16 protein-coding genes, 3 tRNA genes, 1 pseudogene and 1 riboswitch are annotated in these 17246 nt (G+C 63.1%); of the genes and pseudogenes, 15 read left to right on the plus strand and 5 right to left on the minus strand.

What is annotated here, in order from left to right; translation table 11 throughout:
- Positions 1-70: 70 nt before the first annotated feature.
- Complete coding sequence (locus tag DSM104635_RS09030) at positions 71-499, minus strand: hypothetical protein (protein WP_158765887.1); 429 nt, start codon at positions 497-499, stop codon at positions 71-73.
- A gap of 125 nt (positions 500-624) precedes the next feature.
- A tRNA-Thr gene (locus tag DSM104635_RS09035) sits at positions 625-700 on the minus strand.
- Between the two features lie 89 nt (positions 701-789).
- Here DSM104635_RS09035 and DSM104635_RS09040 point away from each other — a divergent pair.
- From DSM104635_RS09040 to DSM104635_RS09060, 5 genes are all read left to right on the plus strand, one after another.
- Positions 790-987, plus strand: a complete 198-nt coding sequence (locus DSM104635_RS09040) for a glycine zipper 2TM domain-containing protein (RefSeq protein ID WP_158765888.1) — start codon at positions 790-792, stop codon at positions 985-987.
- Positions 988-1144: 157 nt separating this feature from the next.
- Entirely contained in the window at positions 1145-2593 is a 1449-nt protein-coding gene (locus DSM104635_RS09045) for an N-acetylmuramidase domain-containing protein (RefSeq protein WP_158765889.1), read from the plus strand.
- 41 nt (positions 2594-2634) lie between these two features.
- Positions 2635-4341, plus strand: coding sequence for a methionine--tRNA ligase (gene metG / locus DSM104635_RS09050; RefSeq protein WP_158765890.1), 1707 nt, complete (start codon positions 2635-2637; stop codon positions 4339-4341).
- Positions 4341-4832: a GNAT family N-acetyltransferase gene (locus DSM104635_RS09055; RefSeq protein WP_158765891.1), complete on the plus strand. Its 492-nt coding sequence runs from the start codon at positions 4341-4343 to the stop codon at positions 4830-4832. The genes metG and DSM104635_RS09055 overlap by 1 nt, the downstream gene beginning before the upstream one ends.
- A gap of 93 nt (positions 4833-4925) precedes the next feature.
- Positions 4926-5288 (plus strand): hypothetical protein, encoded by a 363-nt coding sequence (locus tag DSM104635_RS09060; RefSeq protein ID WP_158765892.1) that lies wholly within the window; start codon positions 4926-4928, stop codon positions 5286-5288.
- Here the strand turns inward: DSM104635_RS09060 and DSM104635_RS09065 are convergent.
- Positions 5285-5944, minus strand: a complete 660-nt coding sequence (locus DSM104635_RS09065) for a TrmH family RNA methyltransferase (RefSeq protein WP_158765893.1) — start codon at positions 5942-5944, stop codon at positions 5285-5287. The two genes, DSM104635_RS09060 and DSM104635_RS09065, sit on opposite strands and share 4 nt — an antisense overlap.
- Positions 5945-6134: 190 nt before the next feature.
- Here DSM104635_RS09065 and DSM104635_RS09070 point away from each other — a divergent pair.
- Together DSM104635_RS09070 and DSM104635_RS09075 are read left to right on the plus strand one after the other, a co-directional pair.
- Positions 6135-6220 (plus strand) — tRNA-Tyr (locus DSM104635_RS09070).
- A 33-nt stretch (positions 6221-6253) separates the two neighbouring features.
- A tRNA-Gly gene (locus DSM104635_RS09075) sits at positions 6254-6327 on the plus strand.
- 99 nt (positions 6328-6426) lie between these two features.
- On the opposite strand, the gene DSM104635_RS09080 is transcribed toward DSM104635_RS09075, so the two are convergent.
- Positions 6427-6627 carry a dodecin family protein gene (locus DSM104635_RS09080; RefSeq protein WP_158765894.1) on the minus strand — a complete coding sequence of 67 codons (201 nt, stop codon included), beginning with the start codon at positions 6625-6627 and terminating at the stop codon, positions 6427-6429.
- A 67-nt stretch (positions 6628-6694) separates the two neighbouring features.
- On the minus strand, positions 6695-8560 hold the full coding sequence (locus DSM104635_RS09085) for a TonB-dependent receptor domain-containing protein (protein ID WP_158765895.1): 1866 nt from the start codon (positions 8558-8560) through the stop codon (positions 6695-6697).
- 147 nt (positions 8561-8707) lie between these two features.
- Positions 8708-8913: riboswitch (cobalamin riboswitch) on the minus strand.
- Positions 8914-9055: 142 nt separating this feature from the next.
- On the opposite strand from DSM104635_RS09085, the gene tuf reads away from it, so the two are divergent.
- The 8 genes and pseudogenes from tuf (at position 9056) to rplB (ending at position 17246) form a co-directional block, all read left to right on the plus strand.
- The gene (gene tuf, locus DSM104635_RS09090) at positions 9056-10246 is read left to right on the plus strand and encodes an elongation factor Tu (protein ID WP_158765896.1); all 1191 of its coding nucleotides are present in this window, start codon (positions 9056-9058) and stop codon (positions 10244-10246) included.
- A gap of 192 nt (positions 10247-10438) precedes the next feature.
- Entirely contained in the window at positions 10439-12379 is a 1941-nt protein-coding gene (locus DSM104635_RS09095; protein WP_228445993.1) for an alpha/beta hydrolase family protein, read from the plus strand.
- Positions 12380-12836: 457 nt separating this feature from the next.
- Entirely contained in the window at positions 12837-13874 is a 1038-nt protein-coding gene (locus DSM104635_RS09100) for a GIN domain-containing protein (RefSeq protein WP_158765897.1), read from the plus strand.
- A 404-nt stretch (positions 13875-14278) separates the two neighbouring features.
- Positions 14279-14593: a 30S ribosomal protein S10 gene (gene rpsJ, locus DSM104635_RS09105; protein ID WP_066774278.1), complete on the plus strand. Its 315-nt coding sequence runs from the start codon at positions 14279-14281 to the stop codon at positions 14591-14593.
- A 4-nt stretch (positions 14594-14597) separates the two neighbouring features.
- Positions 14598-15395 (plus strand): annotated as a pseudogene (gene rplC, locus DSM104635_RS09110) (50S ribosomal protein L3); the annotation flags it as partial.
- 17 nt (positions 15396-15412) lie between these two features.
- Positions 15413-16117 carry a 50S ribosomal protein L4 gene (rplD, locus tag DSM104635_RS09115; RefSeq protein WP_158765898.1) on the plus strand — a complete coding sequence of 235 codons (705 nt, stop codon included), beginning with the start codon at positions 15413-15415 and terminating at the stop codon, positions 16115-16117.
- On the plus strand, positions 16114-16410 hold the full coding sequence (locus DSM104635_RS09120; protein ID WP_158765899.1) for a 50S ribosomal protein L23: 297 nt from the start codon (positions 16114-16116) through the stop codon (positions 16408-16410). Before rplD ends, DSM104635_RS09120 begins: the two co-directional genes overlap by 4 nt.
- Positions 16410-17246 carry a 50S ribosomal protein L2 gene (rplB, locus tag DSM104635_RS09125; RefSeq protein ID WP_158765900.1) on the plus strand — a complete coding sequence of 279 codons (837 nt, stop codon included), beginning with the start codon at positions 16410-16412 and terminating at the stop codon, positions 17244-17246. Before DSM104635_RS09120 ends, rplB begins: the two co-directional genes overlap by 1 nt.

Below are 17246 nucleotides of genomic sequence, written 5' to 3' on the forward strand. Positions count from 1 at the left end.
GTCATCGCAACAAAAGAAGCGGCGGATCCGAAGATCCGCCGCCAGTCATCCAAGAGAGAGTTTCGTGCTGTTAGCGCGGCGTGGCCGTTGCGTTGGCGTTGACGCTCGCATTCGCGTTTGCGCCGTTGGTGTCGGCGTTGGCCGAACCGGAGGCGCCGCCGCCGGCATTCACGCTCGGGTTGATGCTGCGCGCTTGGTCGGCCGCGGCTTCGCCACGTTCGCGGGCTTCACGCGCGGCGCGACGTGCAGCGCGTTCGGCACGGCGGGCTTCACGTTGTGCGCGTGCGGTGGTCCGATCGACAGTCGAACGCGCGGTGCTGGTGACGCCGCTGGTGTCGGCGCCTACAGAACCGTTGCCCGTCACGCTGCCAGTGACGCTGCCGGTCGTGCCGCTGACGACGCCGCCAACGCCGCCACTGCCGCCGACCAATTGCGCCGTAGCGGGCGCGGCGGTGAGCAAAAGAGCGGCCGCGGCCGCGGTGAACAGGGTGGTTTTCATGATCGGTCTCCTCGTCAAGCAGCCGGCGTCTGCCGGGTTCGATGGGAGAACGGGTCGCCGTTCAGATTTCTTCCGCGCATTCCGAAGATAGGAGCGGGAACCCGATCACAGCCGCGTGAGCAGGATGGTGCCGCCAGAGGGACTCGAACCCCCGACCCCCTGATTACAAATCAGGTGCTCTACCAGCTGAGCTATGGCGGCATACGACATCACGTTTCTGCCAGGACTAAGTGTTCCGTGGAACGGCATTTTTCACGAGCCGTTGGCTCCATGTAGAATGGAGAACGGACATGAAAGCCCTGAAAACGCTTCTGGCCGCAACGTTCGCCCTCGGCTCACTGAGCTTGGTGTCAGCTTGCGGTACGCTTGTCGGCGCCGGTGTCGGTGCAGCGGCAGGTTGCGCCATCGATGATGAAGATTGTGAACGCGGCGCGGCCGTGGGCGGTGTGACCGGCGCCGTCGCTGGCACGATCATCGATCCGCCGTAACACACGGAAAATGCAGGAAGGTTAGGGCGCTCATCCGGAAGGATGGGCGCTCTGCCGTATCCGGCTCGCGATTGCAACGTTCGCGAGATAAGGTTAATGCCGCTGCCTTGGCGCACGGGGACTGCGCCTGCGTCTGAGCACGATATCGGGGGATAAAATGAGCTTCTGGGATTCAGTGTTCGGCGCAATCTTCGGCCGCCGCTCTTCAACGCCGCCGCGCCCAACGTCCCCACCGCCTCCGCCACCGCCGCGTCCGCCCGCGACACCACCCGCACCGCCGCGTCCGCCTGCAACGCCGCCCGCGCCGCCGCCGCCGGCGAGCCCGCCTGCTTCACCACCAGCTGCGCCGCCGCCAGCCGCGCCGCCTGCGCCACCGCCGGCCGCGCCATCAGGTCCGCCTGCTGGATTCTCGCTCGATAGTTTGCGCGCAACAGATGCCGCGCGACTTGCCGACGATGCGATCATCACCGGCGCGACGCAGCTCGGCGTCGCGGACGCGAACGTGCTGAAAGCCATTCTGCGCGTCGAAAGCGGCGGGCCGGGATTCTCCGGTCAGAAGTTGCTGATCTCGTTCGAGCCGTTCTACTTCAGCCAAGCGACTGGCGGCCGTTTCGACGCCAGCAACCCGAGCATCTCAAACCAAAGCCGCGCGCCGCTCGGCGGCACTCAGTCCTCGCGTTGGACCAAAGTTGCGGAAGCTTACGCACTTGATCCGGCAGCGGCGCTTGGCGCGACGAGCTGGGGCGCGTTCCAATTGCCCGGCCGCTACTACGCGACCGCTGGTTACGCCAACGTCTGGGCCTTCGTGCAAGACATGGCGCAATCGGAAGCGCGTCAACTCGCTGCGTTCATAGCGTACGTGACGCGCGGCGGCTTGGCGGACGAACTGCAACGCCGCGATTGGACCGCGTTCGCCGGCGAATTCGAAGGCGGGCCAGGCGCTGCCGCCTATGCAACAGCGCTGGCCAATGCGTTTGCGGCGCTACCACCGCTGGTCAATGACGGCTACCTCACCACTTTGCGCGCAGGCAGCACTGCGGCGCTGACGCGGGCGGACTACGAGGTCATCGCCACGGAACTCGGCTGCGAGGTCGAAGCTGTGCAGGCGGTGGTCGAGGTCGAAAGCGGCCGCGCCGGCGCGTTTGGCCCGGATGGACGCCCGATCATTCTGTTCGAGCCGCACATCTTCTCGCGCCGCACCAATCGCCGCTTCGACGCGACCAACCCAACCATCTCGTATCCGACCTGGGACGCGTCGAAATATCCGCGCACCCAGGCCGAGCGCTGGGATCAGCTCGCGGCCGCCTACGCACTCGATCCGCAAAACGCGGTCGCATCGGCGAGCTATGGTCTGTTCCAGATCATGGGCTTCAACCACGCGGCGTGCGGCTTCGCCGATCCGAAAGCGTTCGTCACCGACATGTGCCGTTCACAAGCTCAGCAGCTCAAAGCGTTCGCCGCTTTCGTGCGCTCCAACAACCTTGCGGACGAACTCGTCCGCAAGGATTGGGAGGGCTTCGCGCGGGGGTATAACGGCTCGGGCCAAGTCGAGCGCTACGGCGGCATGATGCGCGACGCTTACACCCGCCTGAAAGCCACGTCGTAACCTTGCGGAGCGATAGGGCGGCGTCCTAGGTAGCGGGCTTCATGGCCCGCTACCTCATCACCTCCGCGCTTCCGTACATCAACGGCATCAAACATCTCGGCAATCTGGCCGGTTCGATGCTGCCATCAGACGTACACGCGCGCTTTCGCCGGCTGCAGGGCCACGAGGTTCTGTTCATCTGCGCGACCGACGAGCACGGCACGCCGGCTGAGTTGGCGGCCGCTGAGGCCGGGCAAGACGTGCGCGAATACTGCGACGCGCAGTTCAGAATCCAGAAGGATGCGTGCGACGGCTTCCGGCTGTCGTTCGATCATTTCGGCCGATCGTCCAATCCGCCGAACCACGAGCTAACGCAGCATTTCGGTGAAGTGCTGGAGAAGAACGGTTTGATCGAAGAACGTGTCTCGAAGCAAATCTACTCGATCGACGACAAGCGCTTCCTGCCGGATCGCTACGTCGAGGGCACATGTCCGGTTTGTGGTTTTGAGCGTGCGCGCGGCGATCAGTGCGACAATTGTCAAACGCTGCTCGACCCGATCCAGCTGATCAATCCGCGCTCAAAAATCTCCGGCTCAACCAATGTCGAACCGCGCGACACGGCGCATCTCTTCCTGAAGCAGCCCGTGATGCAGGATCGCGTCCGCGCTTGGGTGGACGCGTCAACAGATTGGCCAGCGCTGGCGCGTTCAATCGCTTACAAGTGGCTCGATGAAGGCCTGATCGAGCGCTCGATCACGCGCGATCTGGTTTGGGGCATCAAGGTCATCAAGGACGGCGAGGTGCGCCCTGGCTTCGAGAACAAGGTCTATTACGTCTGGTTCGACGCGCCGATTGAGTACATCGCCTCGACGATCGAGTGGAGCGAAGCCACCGGCAACGATTGGAAGCGCTGGTGGCGTCATACTGACGGCGCAAACGACGTCACCTACATTCAGGTCATGGGTAAGGATAACGTTGCCTTCCACACCGTGAGCTTTCCGGTGACTATCATGGGCTCAGATGAGCCGTGGAAGCTGGTGGATCGCCTAAAGGCGTTCAACTGGGTGACTTGGTACGGCGGCAAGTTCTCGACCAGCGAGAAGCGCGGCATCTTCATGGACCAGGCGCTTGAGCTTTTGCCGAGCGATTACTGGCGCTGGTATCTGATGGCCAACGCGCCGGAGAGTTCGGATGCCGCGTTCACGCTTGAGCAATTCCAGCAAACCATCAACGCCGATCTCGCCAACGTCTTCGGCAATTTCGTCAACCGCATCACGCGATTCGCGGCGTCGAAGTTCGACAGCGTTGTTCCTGATGGCGGCGCACCTGGCGCGCACGAGGAGAAATTGGCAAAGGAATTTGCCGAACGTCTCGCCGCGCTCACGCGCGCGCACGAGCAGATGGAATTCCGCAAAGCCGCCGCCGAACTCCGCGCGATTTGGGTCGCGGGCAACGAATATTTGCAAGTCGCCGCACCGTGGACTGCACTGAAAACGGATCGTGACGCCGCCGCCGTCGGCGTGCGCACCGGACTAAACGCAGCGGCGATCTTTGGCATCCTGGCGCAACCGTTCATTCCCGATGCGGCGAAGACCGTTCTCGATGCGCTTGGCGTGCCGGAAGCCAATCGTACTTGGCCGAAGCCGGATGATGCCGGTGTCTGGGACGCGTTGCCGCGCAATCACCCGATCACGCCGCCGGACGTGCTGTTCAAGAAGATCGAGGACGAGCAAGTCGCGGAGTGGGCAGCGCGGTTCGGCGCCGGCTGATGGACGTCCGCCGTCTCACCGTCGCCAATCTGGCCGAGTACCGGGCGCTGCATCGCTACGGCATGATCGAAGCGCCGCTGGCCATGGTCGACACCGAGGAGACCGACGCTGCGCAGCCCGACGAAGTCGTCGCGGCCATGCTGAAGCGGGGCGATGCGTGGGGAGCGTTCTTGGAGACGCGTCTGGTCGGCAAGCTTTCGATCGACGCGCTTCCGTATCCTTCGCTCGCGCACACGTTCTGGGTGCACGCCGTTTACGTTCACCCGGACGGGCGCGGCACCGGCGCCAGCACCGCCCTGATGCGCGCGGCCATCGACGGCGCGCGCGAGCGCGGCGCCTCGCGGATCGCGCTCTGGGTCAACGGCGAGAACACCCACGCGCACCGGCTCTACGAGCGCCTTGGCTTCCGCGAGAGCGGGCGAATTCCAGGCGGAATCTTCGTCGGCGGCAAGCAGTGCGACGATGTTCTGATGTCACTGGTCCTGGAGTAGGACGCCCTAAAGGAACCAGGGGCCATTTCGGCGTTGCCGAGGCCGGGTTTCCTCCCTAAAAATTCGCCGCCGGGCGGCAGGGGAACGCGCCCAATGGCCAAGTGGAGGGGCGAGCCTATGGAATACGTCGATCAAGCCGTCGAATATCTTCGCCAGGGCTTTGGCACGGTGAACGACCCCAAGGGTCTCATCATCGCGCTGGCCGCGGTGATCTTCATGGGCTCGTGGAGGCAATGGCTTCCGATCTCGCTGGTCGCCGTGATCATCCACATTGCCATCGAGCGCTTGGCCCCAGTGCTGGCCGGCGGCGGTGGTGACGTGACCTTGCCGCCGATCATGGAAGAGACGTTCTGGACGCGCGTACTCGTCCTCTTCCTCGGCTATCTCATCATCACCGGCGTGTTCTTTCTGATTAAGAGCATGTTCTTCCGGGGCGGAGCCAAAGCCGCGCACTAGCGCGAGCGTTTGGCTTCGTAGAGAGCAACCGCCGCCGCAGCCGACACGTTCAAGCTTTCCATCACTGACGCAATCGGGATGCGTGCGCGCTTCTCGCACGCCTCCGCGACGCCTGGGCGCAAGCCTTTGCCTTCAGCGCCGAGGACCAGCGCAACAGGGCGCGGATCGTTGAGCGCTTCATCCAGCGCAAGCTCAGCCTCGCCTTCAAGCGCAACGGTGAGATATCCAAGCGCGCGCAGTTCTTCGACAGCGCGTCCGAGATTCACGGCGCGCACATGCGGCACGAGTTCGATCGCGCCGGCCGCCGCTTTCGCCAGCACGCCCGTCATCTGCGGCGACTTGCGGTCCTGCAAGATCACCGCACGCGCACCGAACGCGACGGCGGAGCGGAACGCGGCGCCGACATTCTGCGGATCGGTCACGCCATCGAGCACCAGCACGCTGCGCCCATCGGCTGGCCCACACGCGGTCTCTACCGAATGCGGTTCCAACGGAAACGCGCGCACGGCCAACCCTTGATGCACCGCGCCTGGCGGCAGCATGCCGTCGATGGCGTCCGGCCCGAGGATGTGCGGCTCAATGTTGTCAGGCAGCCGTGAGGCGGCGTTGCGCGTCGCGATGACGCGCTCGACCTTCCGAACAGGGTTGGCCAGCACGGCAAGCGCCGCGTGGACGCCCCAAATCCAGGACGGCCCGCCGGTTTCTTCCTCAAACTCGCGGCGCGGCAGCGGATTGATAGGCCGTGCACGGCCAGACTTGAGTGGGGGTGGGGGCTTAGGTATAGGACGCGCTCCGCGAAACGAGGGCTCTGCTTATAGAGGCTTTGCCGGTCGCGGAAGCATGGCCGGAAGGGTGGCCGAGTGGTTAATGGCAGCAGACTGTAAATCTGCCCGCGAGAGCGTACGCTGGTTCGAATCCAGCCCCTTCCACCAGCCGTGCTAGCGACGACACTACCAAGAGCGGTTGCGGGTATAGCTCAATGGTAGAGCCGCAGCCTTCCAAGCTGAAGACGAGGGTTCGATTCCCTCTACCCGCTCCATCCTACGCTCGCGATAGCGCGCGTAGGATGTCCTCCGAAGCTGGGCGTAGGAGGACTGCGCGTCCCACCCGCGAGCTTCGGATGGCAGGCCAATCCAGCTCAGTTCAGCACGAACGTCACTTTCATATTCACGCGCCATTCGCTGATCTTGCCGTTCTTGGCGGTGACTTTGATGTCCTGCACCCAGGCGCCTTCGATGTTCTCGAGTGAGTCCGACGCTTTCGCCATGCCTTGCTCGATGGCGTCTTCGAGACCCTTCGCGGAACCGGCGGTGACTTCGATCACTTTGGCGACAGCCATGGCGTCCTCCTGTTTTGCAACAAGAGGACGCTAGGCCTGCCGCAGGCGCATGCAAGCGCCGCCGCTGTTAGAACCGCGCGCGCACACCGATGAAGCCGCTGCGCGGCGCGCCGGCGTAAGCTTCCACGGGTTCGTAGTCTTCATCCGTGATGTTATCGACGCGCACGAAAAGTTCCGCGTGGTCGTCTAGGTCAAACGTCACATTGCCGCCGCCGACGCTGTAGGAATCGACCTCGGCTGTGCCCGCGAACACACCTGTAGGCGTGTAGACGGTGTCATTACGCGCGCCGACATAGCGCCAATTCACGGCGACGCTCAGACGATCAGCAGGACGGAAGGTTGTCTCAAGCTTCGCGCCATGCTCGGGGCGCCGCGACAATTGCACGCCCGTTGCGCCATCCTGTGCGTCGGTCCAGGCGTAATCCACTCGAACGTTGGCCCAAGGCAACACATCGACGTCGACATAGAATTCGGCGCCGTCGATCTCAGCTTCATCGATGTTGATATTCTGCAGATCGCCAAAGCTATAATTGATCATGTTGTCGATGCGCGTTTGATAATAAGACGCGCCGGTGCTGATCGCCTCCGAGACATCGAAGTCCCAGCCGATCTCCCACGATTCGGATTCCTCCGGTGCAAGATCGGGATTGCCGATGTTGAAGAAGCCTGTCTCATAGCGCTCGCTCAAAGAAGGCGCCTTGAACCCGGCGCCGAAGGAAGCAAACAAGCGGAACGCATCGAAGGTGGCGACGGCGCCCAGCGAATACGTCGCCTGGGCGCCGAACGCCTCGTAGTCATCGACGCGCACCGAGCCAGTGGCCACCACGCGCTCACCGATGTCGAACTGTCCGATCACGAACGCGGCGCTTTGATCTTCGTCAGTTGTGAGCGGGTCATTGAATTGCGAGACGTTGTCGATGGTGTTGTTCTCGAATGACAGCCCGCCGTTGAGCGATCCGCCAGTGAGGTCATAGTGCGCCGTCAAGTCAGCGAATTGCCGATCAAACGCCGCAGAGAATGTCTGCAAGCCGCCGTCCCGCTCTGCGCGATCGAGTGAAACCTCACCGCCAGACAGTCGCACATTGAATGCGTCACTGAGGGTGTAGTCGCCGCCCAGCCGCCAGACCGTCTGCTCCTGTTCGTTGCCGAGATCCGGATCATCGGCGCGCTGGTCGAAGCCGGGGCCGCCGCCCAGCGTGTCGTATTCAGATACAGACTCCCGATACCGCGCCAACACATCGAAACCCCAGTTTCCAGCTTCGTGGCGGGCCGTACCGGTAAACGTCGAAAGTGTTGATCCGTCTTTGTCGCCTGTGCTGAGCGGGAAGCGCTCGGGCACATTGTCGAAGCCCTCGGTGTCATAGAACTCGACGCTTACGCCGTAAGACGTGGCGCTGCCGCCGCCCGCCGCGCCCAACAAAGTGCGGAAGGTTCCGAACGAACCGATTTCGGCTTCCAAGAACGGTTCGAACGGCGTCTCGCCGCCGCGACGCGTAATCATGTTCACCACGCCACCGACCGCGTCAGATCCGTAGATTGCCGATGCAGGGCCACGCAGCACTTCGACGCGCTCAAGCGCGCCGAGTGCGTCCTGACCGAAATCGTACGCGGATGACGGGCTCGAAGCGTCGTTCAGACGGATGCCGTCGAACAGCGCCAGCACATGCTTCGAGTTTGTGCCGCGCAAAAACACAGAGGTCTGCTGGCCTGCGCCGCCACTTTGCACCGCCTGAGCGCCGAGCGCGTCAACCAGAGTGACAAGTCCGCGTGCTTCAATGTCGGCGCGATCGACGACTTCAATGCGGGCGGGGAGACGTGACGCCTCGGTTGGTTCACGCGTCGCGGTGACGACGATGTCTGTCTCCTGCGCAAATGCGGGCGACGTGATGAAGGCTGTGGCCGCAAATAGCGCGGCCTTGAGTATGTTACGCATGGGATCATCCCCCTAAGCGGCGCGTCTCGTCCCCAAGGACACGCCAAGCAGCGACAAGCGGGGCCCAAAGAACGAATTCTTTGCGCGGGGCCGCCCGCGTCGCTGCTGCGGAGACATCCGGTTCGACGGCTGAATCCCGGCCGGGCGAACGAGCGACGTGCGACGGCAGGTCTCCTGGCTCACGGCTCGATCGCGTTTCCGCCGCCTTCCCAGGTCCTTCGGACCCAGTGGCGTGATGGCGGATCAGCTCGCCGCTTACAGTTGCGGGCACAGCCGCGGATTTGGGGTTGTGATCCCCGCACCGCGTTCCCATTTCGCGTCCTCATCGGACGACCGTCGCGCTAAGACGTTTAGCCGCGCCGGATCGGCCCGCCAAGGTGCGCCAGGGCTTGACGTGAGCGGCGCGACGGCTAAAGACCCGCACCTTACGCGCGCTTCGGCCGGGCCGAAGCGTCGCACTAGCATTTTTGGACGCCGGAGAGACAGGACCTCACAATGGCCAAGGAAAAGTTTGAGCGGAACAAGCCGCACTGCAACATCGGCACGATCGGCCACGTCGATCACGGCAAAACCACGCTCACAGCGGCCATTACTATGGTGCTGGCCAAGACCGGCGGCGCAAAGGCCATGTCCTACGCCGACATCGACGCCGCGCCAGAAGAGAAGGCCCGCGGCATCACGATCAACACGGCGCACGTCGAGTACGAGACCAAGGCGCGCCACTACGCCCACGTCGATTGCCCCGGCCACGCCGACTACGTGAAGAACATGATCACCGGCGCCGCTCAGATGGATGGCGCCATCCTCGTCGTATCCGCCGCCGACGGCCCGATGCCGCAAACGCGCGAGCACATCCTGCTCGCCCGTCAGGTCGGCGTGCCGGCGCTGGTCGTGTTCATGAACAAGGTCGACATGGTCGACGACCAGGAACTGCTGGACCTCGTCGAAATGGAAGTCCGCGAGCTGCTGACGTCTTACAACTTCCCGGGCGACGACATTCCGATCGTGAAGGGCTCGGCTCTGGCCGCCGTTGAAGGCCGTGACGCGCCAATCGGCGAAGACTCGATCATGAACCTCATGACCGCTGTCGACACCTACATCCCGCAGCCGGCGCGTCCGCTCGACCTGCCGTTCTTGATGCCGGTTGAAGACGTGTTCTCGATCTCGGGCCGCGGCACGGTCGTCACGGGCCGCGTCGAAAAGGGCATCGTGAAGGTCGGCGAGGAAATCGAGATCATCGGCATCCGTCCGACCGTGAAGTCGGTCTGCACGGGCGTTGAAATGTTCCGCAAGCTGCTCGACCAGGGCCAAGCCGGCGACAACATAGGCGCCTTGCTGCGCGGCATCGATCGTGAAGGCGTCGAGCGCGGCCAGGTTCTGGCCAAGCCGGGCTCGATCACGCCGCACAAGAAGTTCGAAGCGGAGATCTACGTTCTGACGAAGGAAGAAGGCGGCCGTCACACCCCGTTCTTCACCAACTATCGTCCGCAATTCTATTTCCGCACCACTGATGTGACCGGCATCGTTCAGCTGCCGGAAGGCGTCGAAATGGTCATGCCGGGCGACAACGTGAAGATCTCGGTTGAGCTCATCAACCCGATCGCCATGGACCAAGGCCTCCGCTTCGCCATCCGCGAAGGCGGCCGCACGGTCGGCTCGGGCGTCGTGGCCAAGATCGTCGACTAGGCCTTCAGCGTCACAAACTGACATCCCAGAAGCCCCGGAGTTCGCTCCGGGGCTTTTTCGTTGCAGCGCAGCAGCTGTCCGTCGTGCGTGCGCGCCTTGGCGCGTGCAATGCGTGGTGTTAATTGTGCCCCATAGTTCCAGGCCGCGTGTGCGGTCGCCGGAAGCTGCTCCGGCGTGAGAACGGGGGAAGTCATGAGAAACCGCGTTCTGGCCGCTCTGGCCGGGATTATGGCGCTCGGCGTGTGCATCACCGCGTCAGCTGCGCCGATAGAGGCCTACAGCCGTCTGCCGGCAATGTCGAACGTCCGGCTCTCGGACAACGGGCAAAACGTCGCTTACGTCACTTCGCGCGATGGTCAGCTTCGCGTGATGGTCCAGCAATTGAGCGATGGCGCCGCGCTCGCCGTGCTTGACCTTGGCGACGCCAAGATTCGCGACGTTGAATGGGGCAGCCCCAATCACGTCGTCATCATCGTCTCCAGCACGACCGCCATTCCCTACGTGACGTTCGTCGGTGAACTATATCAGGCGGTCAGCTTGGATATTCGCACCGGGCAAGCCGTTCAGCTTATGCAGCGGGCCGGCGGTTCGACCACCTACGCGACAGTGCTGGCAGGTTGGCCCTCTTATGGCACGCACGATGGCGACCCGGTGATGTACGTGGAAGCGATACACGATGAGCCGCAGACGCGCGGCGACTGGCGTCTTGATCTGATCCGCGTCGATCTCGACGATGGCGAAACCCACCAGCACCAAATGGGTTCGAAAAGCGCGCACAACTTCCTGGTTCAGCCGGACGGCACGCTGCTTGCGCGGCAGAACTTCGACTATGACACTCGCGAATGGTCGCTTGAAGCCCGCGTTGGCGGTTCGATGCGCGTTGTGCATCGCGTGCGCGATACGCTCGAAAGCCCCTATCTGGGAGGGCTAACAGCGGACGGTCAGTCGCTGATCGTCGACCTTTGGGACAGCACCAACCAAGTCTATCGCCCAACGCCGCTCTCGATGCAGACCGGGCAGTTCGGAGAGCCGATTTTGCCGCCGAATGACGTCGCGGTGTTATATAACGAGAGTCAGCGCATGGTCGGCTACGCCGAGAACGGTGTCTACACGCGCTACAATTTTACCGATTCAAATCGCGCGGCCGCTTGGGAGCGAATCCGCGCCGTGTTTCCAAATCGCCAAATCTCTATTGAATCGAACACGCCTGATTTCAGCCGGGTCATCGTTTACGTCGAGGGCACGGGCTACCCCGGCAACTACATCATGTATGACGCCGCTAGCAGTCGCATGACCCAGATCGGGCGCACGCGGCCCGATCTTACGCCGGCTGACATCGCGGAAGTGCGTTCGATCACCTACCGCGCGGCGGACGGCTTGGAGATTCAAGCCTATCTCACGCTGCCGCCGGGCCGCGATCCGACCAACCTTCCGCTTGTTGTGATGCCGCACGGTGGTCCGCAATCGCGCGACATCGCGGGCTTCGATTGGATTGCGCAGTCGTTGGCGTCACGTGGTTACGCCGTGTTGCAACCGAACTTCCGCGGCTCCGAGGGCTTCGGCAACGCGTTTGTTGAAGCGGCGTACGGCGAATGGGGCCGCAAGATGCAGACCGATCTTTCGGACGGCGTCACCTATCTCGCCGGTCGGGGCATGATTGACGCGTCCCGTGTGTGCATCATGGGCGCAAGCTATGGTGGTTACGCTGCGCTCGCAGGTGTCACGCTACAAAGCGGCGTCTATCGCTGCTCGGTCGCCATCGCGCCGGTCGCTGACGTCCGCGATTTTATGGATTGGATCGTCCGGCGTAATTCAAGCGAGTCCGACAGATATCTCTATTGGCAACGCTACATCGGCTTCTCGAACCTCAACGATCCGCTGCTGAACGAGATCTCGCCGGTCCGCCACGCAGGGAACGCCAGTGCGCCGGTCTTGCTCATCCATGGTCGCGACGACACCGTCGTGCCGTTCTCTCACAGCGCGGGGATGGAGCGGGCGCTGCGCAGCGCCGGCAAGCCCGTCGAACTCGTGACCCTCCGCGAAGAGGACCACTGGCTCTCCCGAGAAGCGACCCGCATGCAGACCATGAGCGCCGCGCTGGCATTCCTGGAGCGGCACAATCCGCCGAACTGAGGTCGCAGTTATTGCGGTCCGAAGACTAGCGCCAAGTCAAAGCTCCCGGATTGCAAGATCAGGGAGCTTTTTCTTTGCCGCAGTGCACACGCGAGTTCCTCACAACAGCCCGTAGACCAACTTTTGGCCTAGGCCTTCGCTGACCATTTCCATTTCATTAACCATGCGCTAGAGTTCCCATCGTGGCGCAAATAAGGGGTGAGCCAAACCCCAGGGCGTCGTGTTTTGTGAGGGAGACGGGTATGAAATTTTTCGTGTTGGCTTCTCTGCTGGTTATGGCCGTGAGCTCGATCGGCCCGGGTCCGTGCTGGATCTGCTGATCAAGCGTCAAAAGTTTAGAAAAGGCCGCCTTTCGAGGCGGCCTTTTACGTTCTAGCGGTAGTCTGCATCCGGCCGCCGTCGCGCGTGCATCCTTCAGGGGAATGGACGCCGTTTCAGCGGCGCGAGGGAGACGTGGATGGAACGGTTTGTCTTTATCACGGCGGTGACGATCGCTATTCTCATGGGCCTCTGGGCCATGTTTGGCCGCTCGAATTTCGACTTTCACATGGATGCCGATGGGCGCGGCATCTCGCCGGTCGTCGAGCTCGCGCCTGGCACAATGGCGGCGCAGACCTTTGCCGGCACGTATTTGGATATTCGCTCAGCCGCCGCGAACGTCACCATAATCCCCGAGGACCGGACCGATTTCTCAGTCGAGATCGACAATTCCGCCGGTCTGGCCCCGATGCCCACGGTCGGCGTCGAGGGCGAGAACCTCATCATTGACGGCCAATTGCGCGGCCGCATTCATGGCTGCGACGGCGACAGCCTCTCGTTGCGCGGCTACGGCGACGTGGCCCAAAACCAGCTCCCCCGCATCACCATCCGCACCCCGCGCGCGCTCGATGTGGATCGCAGCGGCGCCGGCAACACCGAGATCGGCGCCGCCGAGAGCGTTTCCCTTGATTTCAGCGGTTGCGGCACGGCCCGTATCGGCGATGTCACCGGTGATCTCGACCTGGATATCGCCGGCGCTGGCGAAGTCACGGCTGGCGCTGCGCGCCACGTGAGCGCCGATGTGGCCGGTGCAGGCGATATTACCTTGGGCGCGATCTCCGCCGGCGCGGACCTCGATATCTCGGGCGCCGCCACCGTGACCATCGCCTCCCTGACTGGCGATCTCTCTACCGACGCCGCCGGCGCCAGCGAGATTCGCATTAACGGTGGCTCGATCGGGACCGCCGAGATCGACATGGCCGGCTCGGGCGACCTGGAGATCGCCGCCAACATCGCAACCATGAACGTGTCCATCATGGGCGTGGGCGACATCGACGTGGCGGGCACGGTAGGCGACCTCGACGTCGATATCGCCGGCCCGGGCTCGGTCACGGTCCAAGCCGTCACCGGCAGCCTGCAGCAGGACATCGCCGGCCCCGGCAGCGTCACGGTTACCGGCAGCGCCAGAAGCGCACCGCCCGCGCCGCCGGCCGCACCGGCCGCGCCGACACCTTGAAGGTGGTCGTACGCGCGGGACATGAGGTTCCGCGCGTATAAAAACCACGGCGCCAAGAGCCTATCGCGGCAAGGATGACGCCCATGCAAAAGCGTCGCTGCGATGGGCGAAACGAGCCTTGACGGGGGTCTAACGCCTCTGTAGGACACGCCCCTTCGAACCGGCTGTAAGCTCTGGCTTAGACGCGGTTCGCAGCTAACGCGGCAGCGATCCCCACGAGTGGCGATCCAAATCAGGGCCGAATGCCCTGCTTCGCAGCGTTTTTTGCGATCCCAACGTCTTTTGAGCGCCGTCCGGTTCGGGCGGCGTTTTTCTCGTCGGCAGCTCAAATGAGCTCGCCGCCGTGTTCTGCGTCCGGCGATGCAAGTCGCGGCGCTAGGGAATTGAGATCGGGAAGTTTGGCGATGATGCAGCAAAATATCCGGATCAGGCTGAAAGCCTTTGATCACCGCACGCTCGATCTCTCCGCAAAGGAGATCGTGTCGACGGCAAAGCGCACTGGCGCGACCGTGATCGGTCCCGTGCCGCTGCCGACGCGTATTGAGAAGTTCACCGTCAACCGCTCGCCGCACGTCGACAAGAAGAGCCGCGAGCAATTTGAAATCCGTACGTTCAAGCGCGTGCTCGATATCGTTCAACCGACGCCGCAAACCGTCGACGCGCTGATGAAGCTCGATCTGTCGGCCGGCGTCGATGTGCAAATCCAAGTTCTGGGCTGATCCGATGGCTAAAGAACCCTCCCGTCGCACCGGCGTCATCGCGCGCAAGGTCGGCATGATGCGCGTCTTCGGCGAAGACGGCGCGCATACCCCGTGCACCGTTCTCGATCTCGCCGGCTGCCAAGTCGTTGGCCGTCGCACCGTAAACGCCGAAGAGTACAAAAACGCTTCGGGCGAAGCGGTTGCGCTGAAGCCGAAGAAGTCGCGCAAGAACGAGAAGCGCACCCCCGCCGCGCGCGAAGCGAAGGGCGATGGCTATAACGCCGTACAGCTCGCCGCCGGCGCCACCAAAGCAAAGAACAAGAGCCAGGCGATCCGTGGCCAATTCGCGCGCGCCAAGATTGAGCCGAAGGCGATCATCCGCGAATTCCGCGTCAGCGAAGACAACCTCCTGCCGGTCGGCGCCGAAATCAGCGCCGACCATTTTGTTGTCGGCCAAAAGGTCGATGTCGCAGGCGTCTCGATCGGCAAGGGCTTCGCCGGGGCCATGAAGCGCTGGAACTTCGGCGGCCTGCGCGCCACGCACGGCGTCTCGGTCTCGCACCGTTCGCACGGTTCGACCGGTCAGCGCCAAGATCCGGGCAAGGTCTTCAAAGGTAAGAAGATGGCCGGCCATCTCGGCGACGAACGCGTCAGCACGCAGAATCTGCAAATCGTCCGCGTCGATGCAAAGCGCGGGCTTTTGTTTGTGAAGGGCTCGGTGCCCGGCGCCGACAATGGCTGGGTTGAAGTGCGCGACGCCGCCAAGGCTGCGCTGCCAAAGGACGCGCCGAAGCCGGCGGGTCTGATCCAAGCGCAAGCGGCTGAGTGAGGGCTCCGATGAAACTCGACGTTCAAACCCTCGACGCCAAGAAGGCTGGCTCCGTCGATCTCGACGACGCCATCTTCGGCATCAAGGAAATCCGCGCCGACATTTTGCATCGCATGGTGAAGTACCAACTCGCCAAGCGACGCGCCGGCACGCACAAAACCCAAAGCCGCGGCGAAGTCTCCGTTTCGCACTCCAAGCTCTACAAGCAAAAGGGTACGGGCCAGGCGCGTCACGGCGCTGCCAACGCCCCGATCTTCCGCGGCGGTGGTCACGCTCACAACCGTCTGCCGCGCGATTACTCGCACGACCTGACCAAGAAATTCCGCGCGCTCGCACTGCGTCACGCGCTCTCGGCCAAGGCCAACGCTGGCGACATCGTCGTGATCGACGCGCTCACGGTGAAGGACGGCAAGACTGCAGCCCTCCGCAAGTCGCTCGGCAATCTGAAGCTGGAAACGGCGCTCTTCATCGCAGGCGCTTCGGTTGATGCAGGCGTCGCCCGCGCCGCCCGCAACATCCCGTACGTCGACGTACTGCCGAACGCTGGTCTCAACGTTTACGACATCCTGCGCGCCCGCAAGCTGGTGCTGACGCAGGAGGCTGTCGACGCCATCCACGAACGCTTCAAGGACAAGACCGGCAAAGCCGATGCCGCGCCGAAGAAGCGCGCCCCGGCGAAGAAGAAAGCCGCTGAGCAAGGAGCCGCGGCATGACCGCGATCAAACACTACGACACCATTCTCGCGCCGGTGATCACGGAAAAGGCCACGCTGCTCTCCGAGCAGAACAAGGTCGTCTTCCGCGTGCCGCTGAACGCGACGAAGAAAGACATCAAGGAAGCCGTTGAAGCTTTGTTCAAGGTCAAGGTCGGCGCGGTGAACACCATCGTCCGCAAAGGCAAGACCAAGAACTTCCGCGGCACGGCGGGCAAGCGCTCTGACCACAAGAACGCGGTCGTCACGCTGCTCGACGGTTACTCCATCGACGTGACCACGGGGCTCTCGTAATGGCGCTTAAGCAATTCCGCCCGACCTCGCCGGGTCGCCGTCAGCTCGTGATCGTCGATCGCGCCGAGCTGCACAAAGGCAAGCCGGTGAAGGCGCTGACCGAAGGCCTGACCAAATCAGGCGGCCGCAACAATGCTGGCCGCGTCACCGCGTTCCGTCACGCCGGCGGCCACAAGAAGACGTACCGCAAGATCGACTTCAAGCGCCGTAAGTGGGGCGTTGAAGCGACGGTCGAGCGTCTCGAGTACGATCCGAACCGCACGGCGTTCATCGCGCTGATCAAGTACTCTGACGGCGAGATGAGCTACATCATCGCGCCGCAACGCTTGAAGGCTGGCGACACCATCATCGCCAACGAAAAAGTCGACGTGAAGCCGGGCAATGCGATGCCGCTGAAGTCGATCCCGGTCGGCACCATCGTGCACAACATCGAACTGAAGCCGCTGAAAGGCGCCCAGATGGCGCGTTCGGCCGGCACCTACGCGCAAGTCGTCGGCCGCGACACGGGCTACGCCCAACTCCGCATGGCCTCGGGCGAAGTGCGCATGGTCCAAGACGTTTGCATGGCCACGATCGGCGCCGTGTCGAACCCCGACAACATGAACGAAGTCTGGGGCAAGGCTGGCCGCGGCATCTGGTTGGGCCGCAAGCCCAGCGTGCGCGGCGTCGCCATGAACCCGGTCGATCACCCCCACGGTGGTGGTGAAGGCAAGACCTCCGGCGGCCGTCACCCGGTCACGCCATGGGGCAAGAAAACGCGCGGTCCGAAGACCCGCAAAACCAAGCCGTCGGATCGGTTGATCATCCGTCGTCGTCACTCGAAGAAAGTGAGCTAA

The sequence above is a fragment of the Terricaulis silvestris genome (assembly GCF_009792355.1).
GTDB classification, from domain to species: Bacteria; Pseudomonadota; Alphaproteobacteria; order Caulobacterales; family Aquidulcibacteraceae; genus Vitreimonas; species Vitreimonas silvestris.

Excerpts from the sequence above, each read along its gene's own strand:
- DSM104635_RS09030 (WP_158765887.1), bottom strand. The coding sequence starts at position 499 with ATGAAAACCACCCTGTTCACCGCGGCCGCGGCCGCTCTTTTGCTCACC.
- DSM104635_RS09040 (WP_158765888.1), top strand. The coding sequence starts at position 790 with ATGAAAGCCCTGAAAACGCTTCTGGCCGCAACGTTCGCCCTCGGCTCA.
- DSM104635_RS09045 (WP_158765889.1), top strand. The coding sequence starts at position 1,145 with ATGAGCTTCTGGGATTCAGTGTTCGGCGCAATCTTCGGCCGCCGCTCT.
- metG (WP_158765890.1), top strand. The coding sequence starts at position 2,635 with ATGGCCCGCTACCTCATCACCTCCGCGCTTCCGTACATCAACGGCATC.
- DSM104635_RS09055 (WP_158765891.1), top strand. The coding sequence starts at position 4,341 with ATGGACGTCCGCCGTCTCACCGTCGCCAATCTGGCCGAGTACCGGGCG.
- DSM104635_RS09060 (WP_158765892.1), top strand. The coding sequence starts at position 4,926 with ATGGCCAAGTGGAGGGGCGAGCCTATGGAATACGTCGATCAAGCCGTC.
- DSM104635_RS09080 (WP_158765894.1), bottom strand. The coding sequence starts at position 6,627 with ATGGCTGTCGCCAAAGTGATCGAAGTCACCGCCGGTTCCGCGAAGGGT.
- DSM104635_RS09085 (WP_158765895.1), bottom strand. The coding sequence starts at position 8,560 with ATGCGTAACATACTCAAGGCCGCGCTATTTGCGGCCACAGCCTTCATC.
- tuf (WP_158765896.1), top strand. The coding sequence starts at position 9,056 with ATGGCCAAGGAAAAGTTTGAGCGGAACAAGCCGCACTGCAACATCGGC.
- DSM104635_RS09095 (WP_228445993.1), top strand. The coding sequence starts at position 10,439 with ATGAGAAACCGCGTTCTGGCCGCTCTGGCCGGGATTATGGCGCTCGGC.
- DSM104635_RS09100 (WP_158765897.1), top strand. The coding sequence starts at position 12,837 with ATGGAACGGTTTGTCTTTATCACGGCGGTGACGATCGCTATTCTCATG.
- rpsJ (WP_066774278.1), top strand. The coding sequence starts at position 14,279 with ATGATGCAGCAAAATATCCGGATCAGGCTGAAAGCCTTTGATCACCGC.
- rplD (WP_158765898.1), top strand. The coding sequence starts at position 15,413 with ATGAAACTCGACGTTCAAACCCTCGACGCCAAGAAGGCTGGCTCCGTC.
- DSM104635_RS09120 (WP_158765899.1), top strand. The coding sequence starts at position 16,114 with ATGACCGCGATCAAACACTACGACACCATTCTCGCGCCGGTGATCACG.
- rplB (WP_158765900.1), top strand. The coding sequence starts at position 16,410 with ATGGCGCTTAAGCAATTCCGCCCGACCTCGCCGGGTCGCCGTCAGCTC.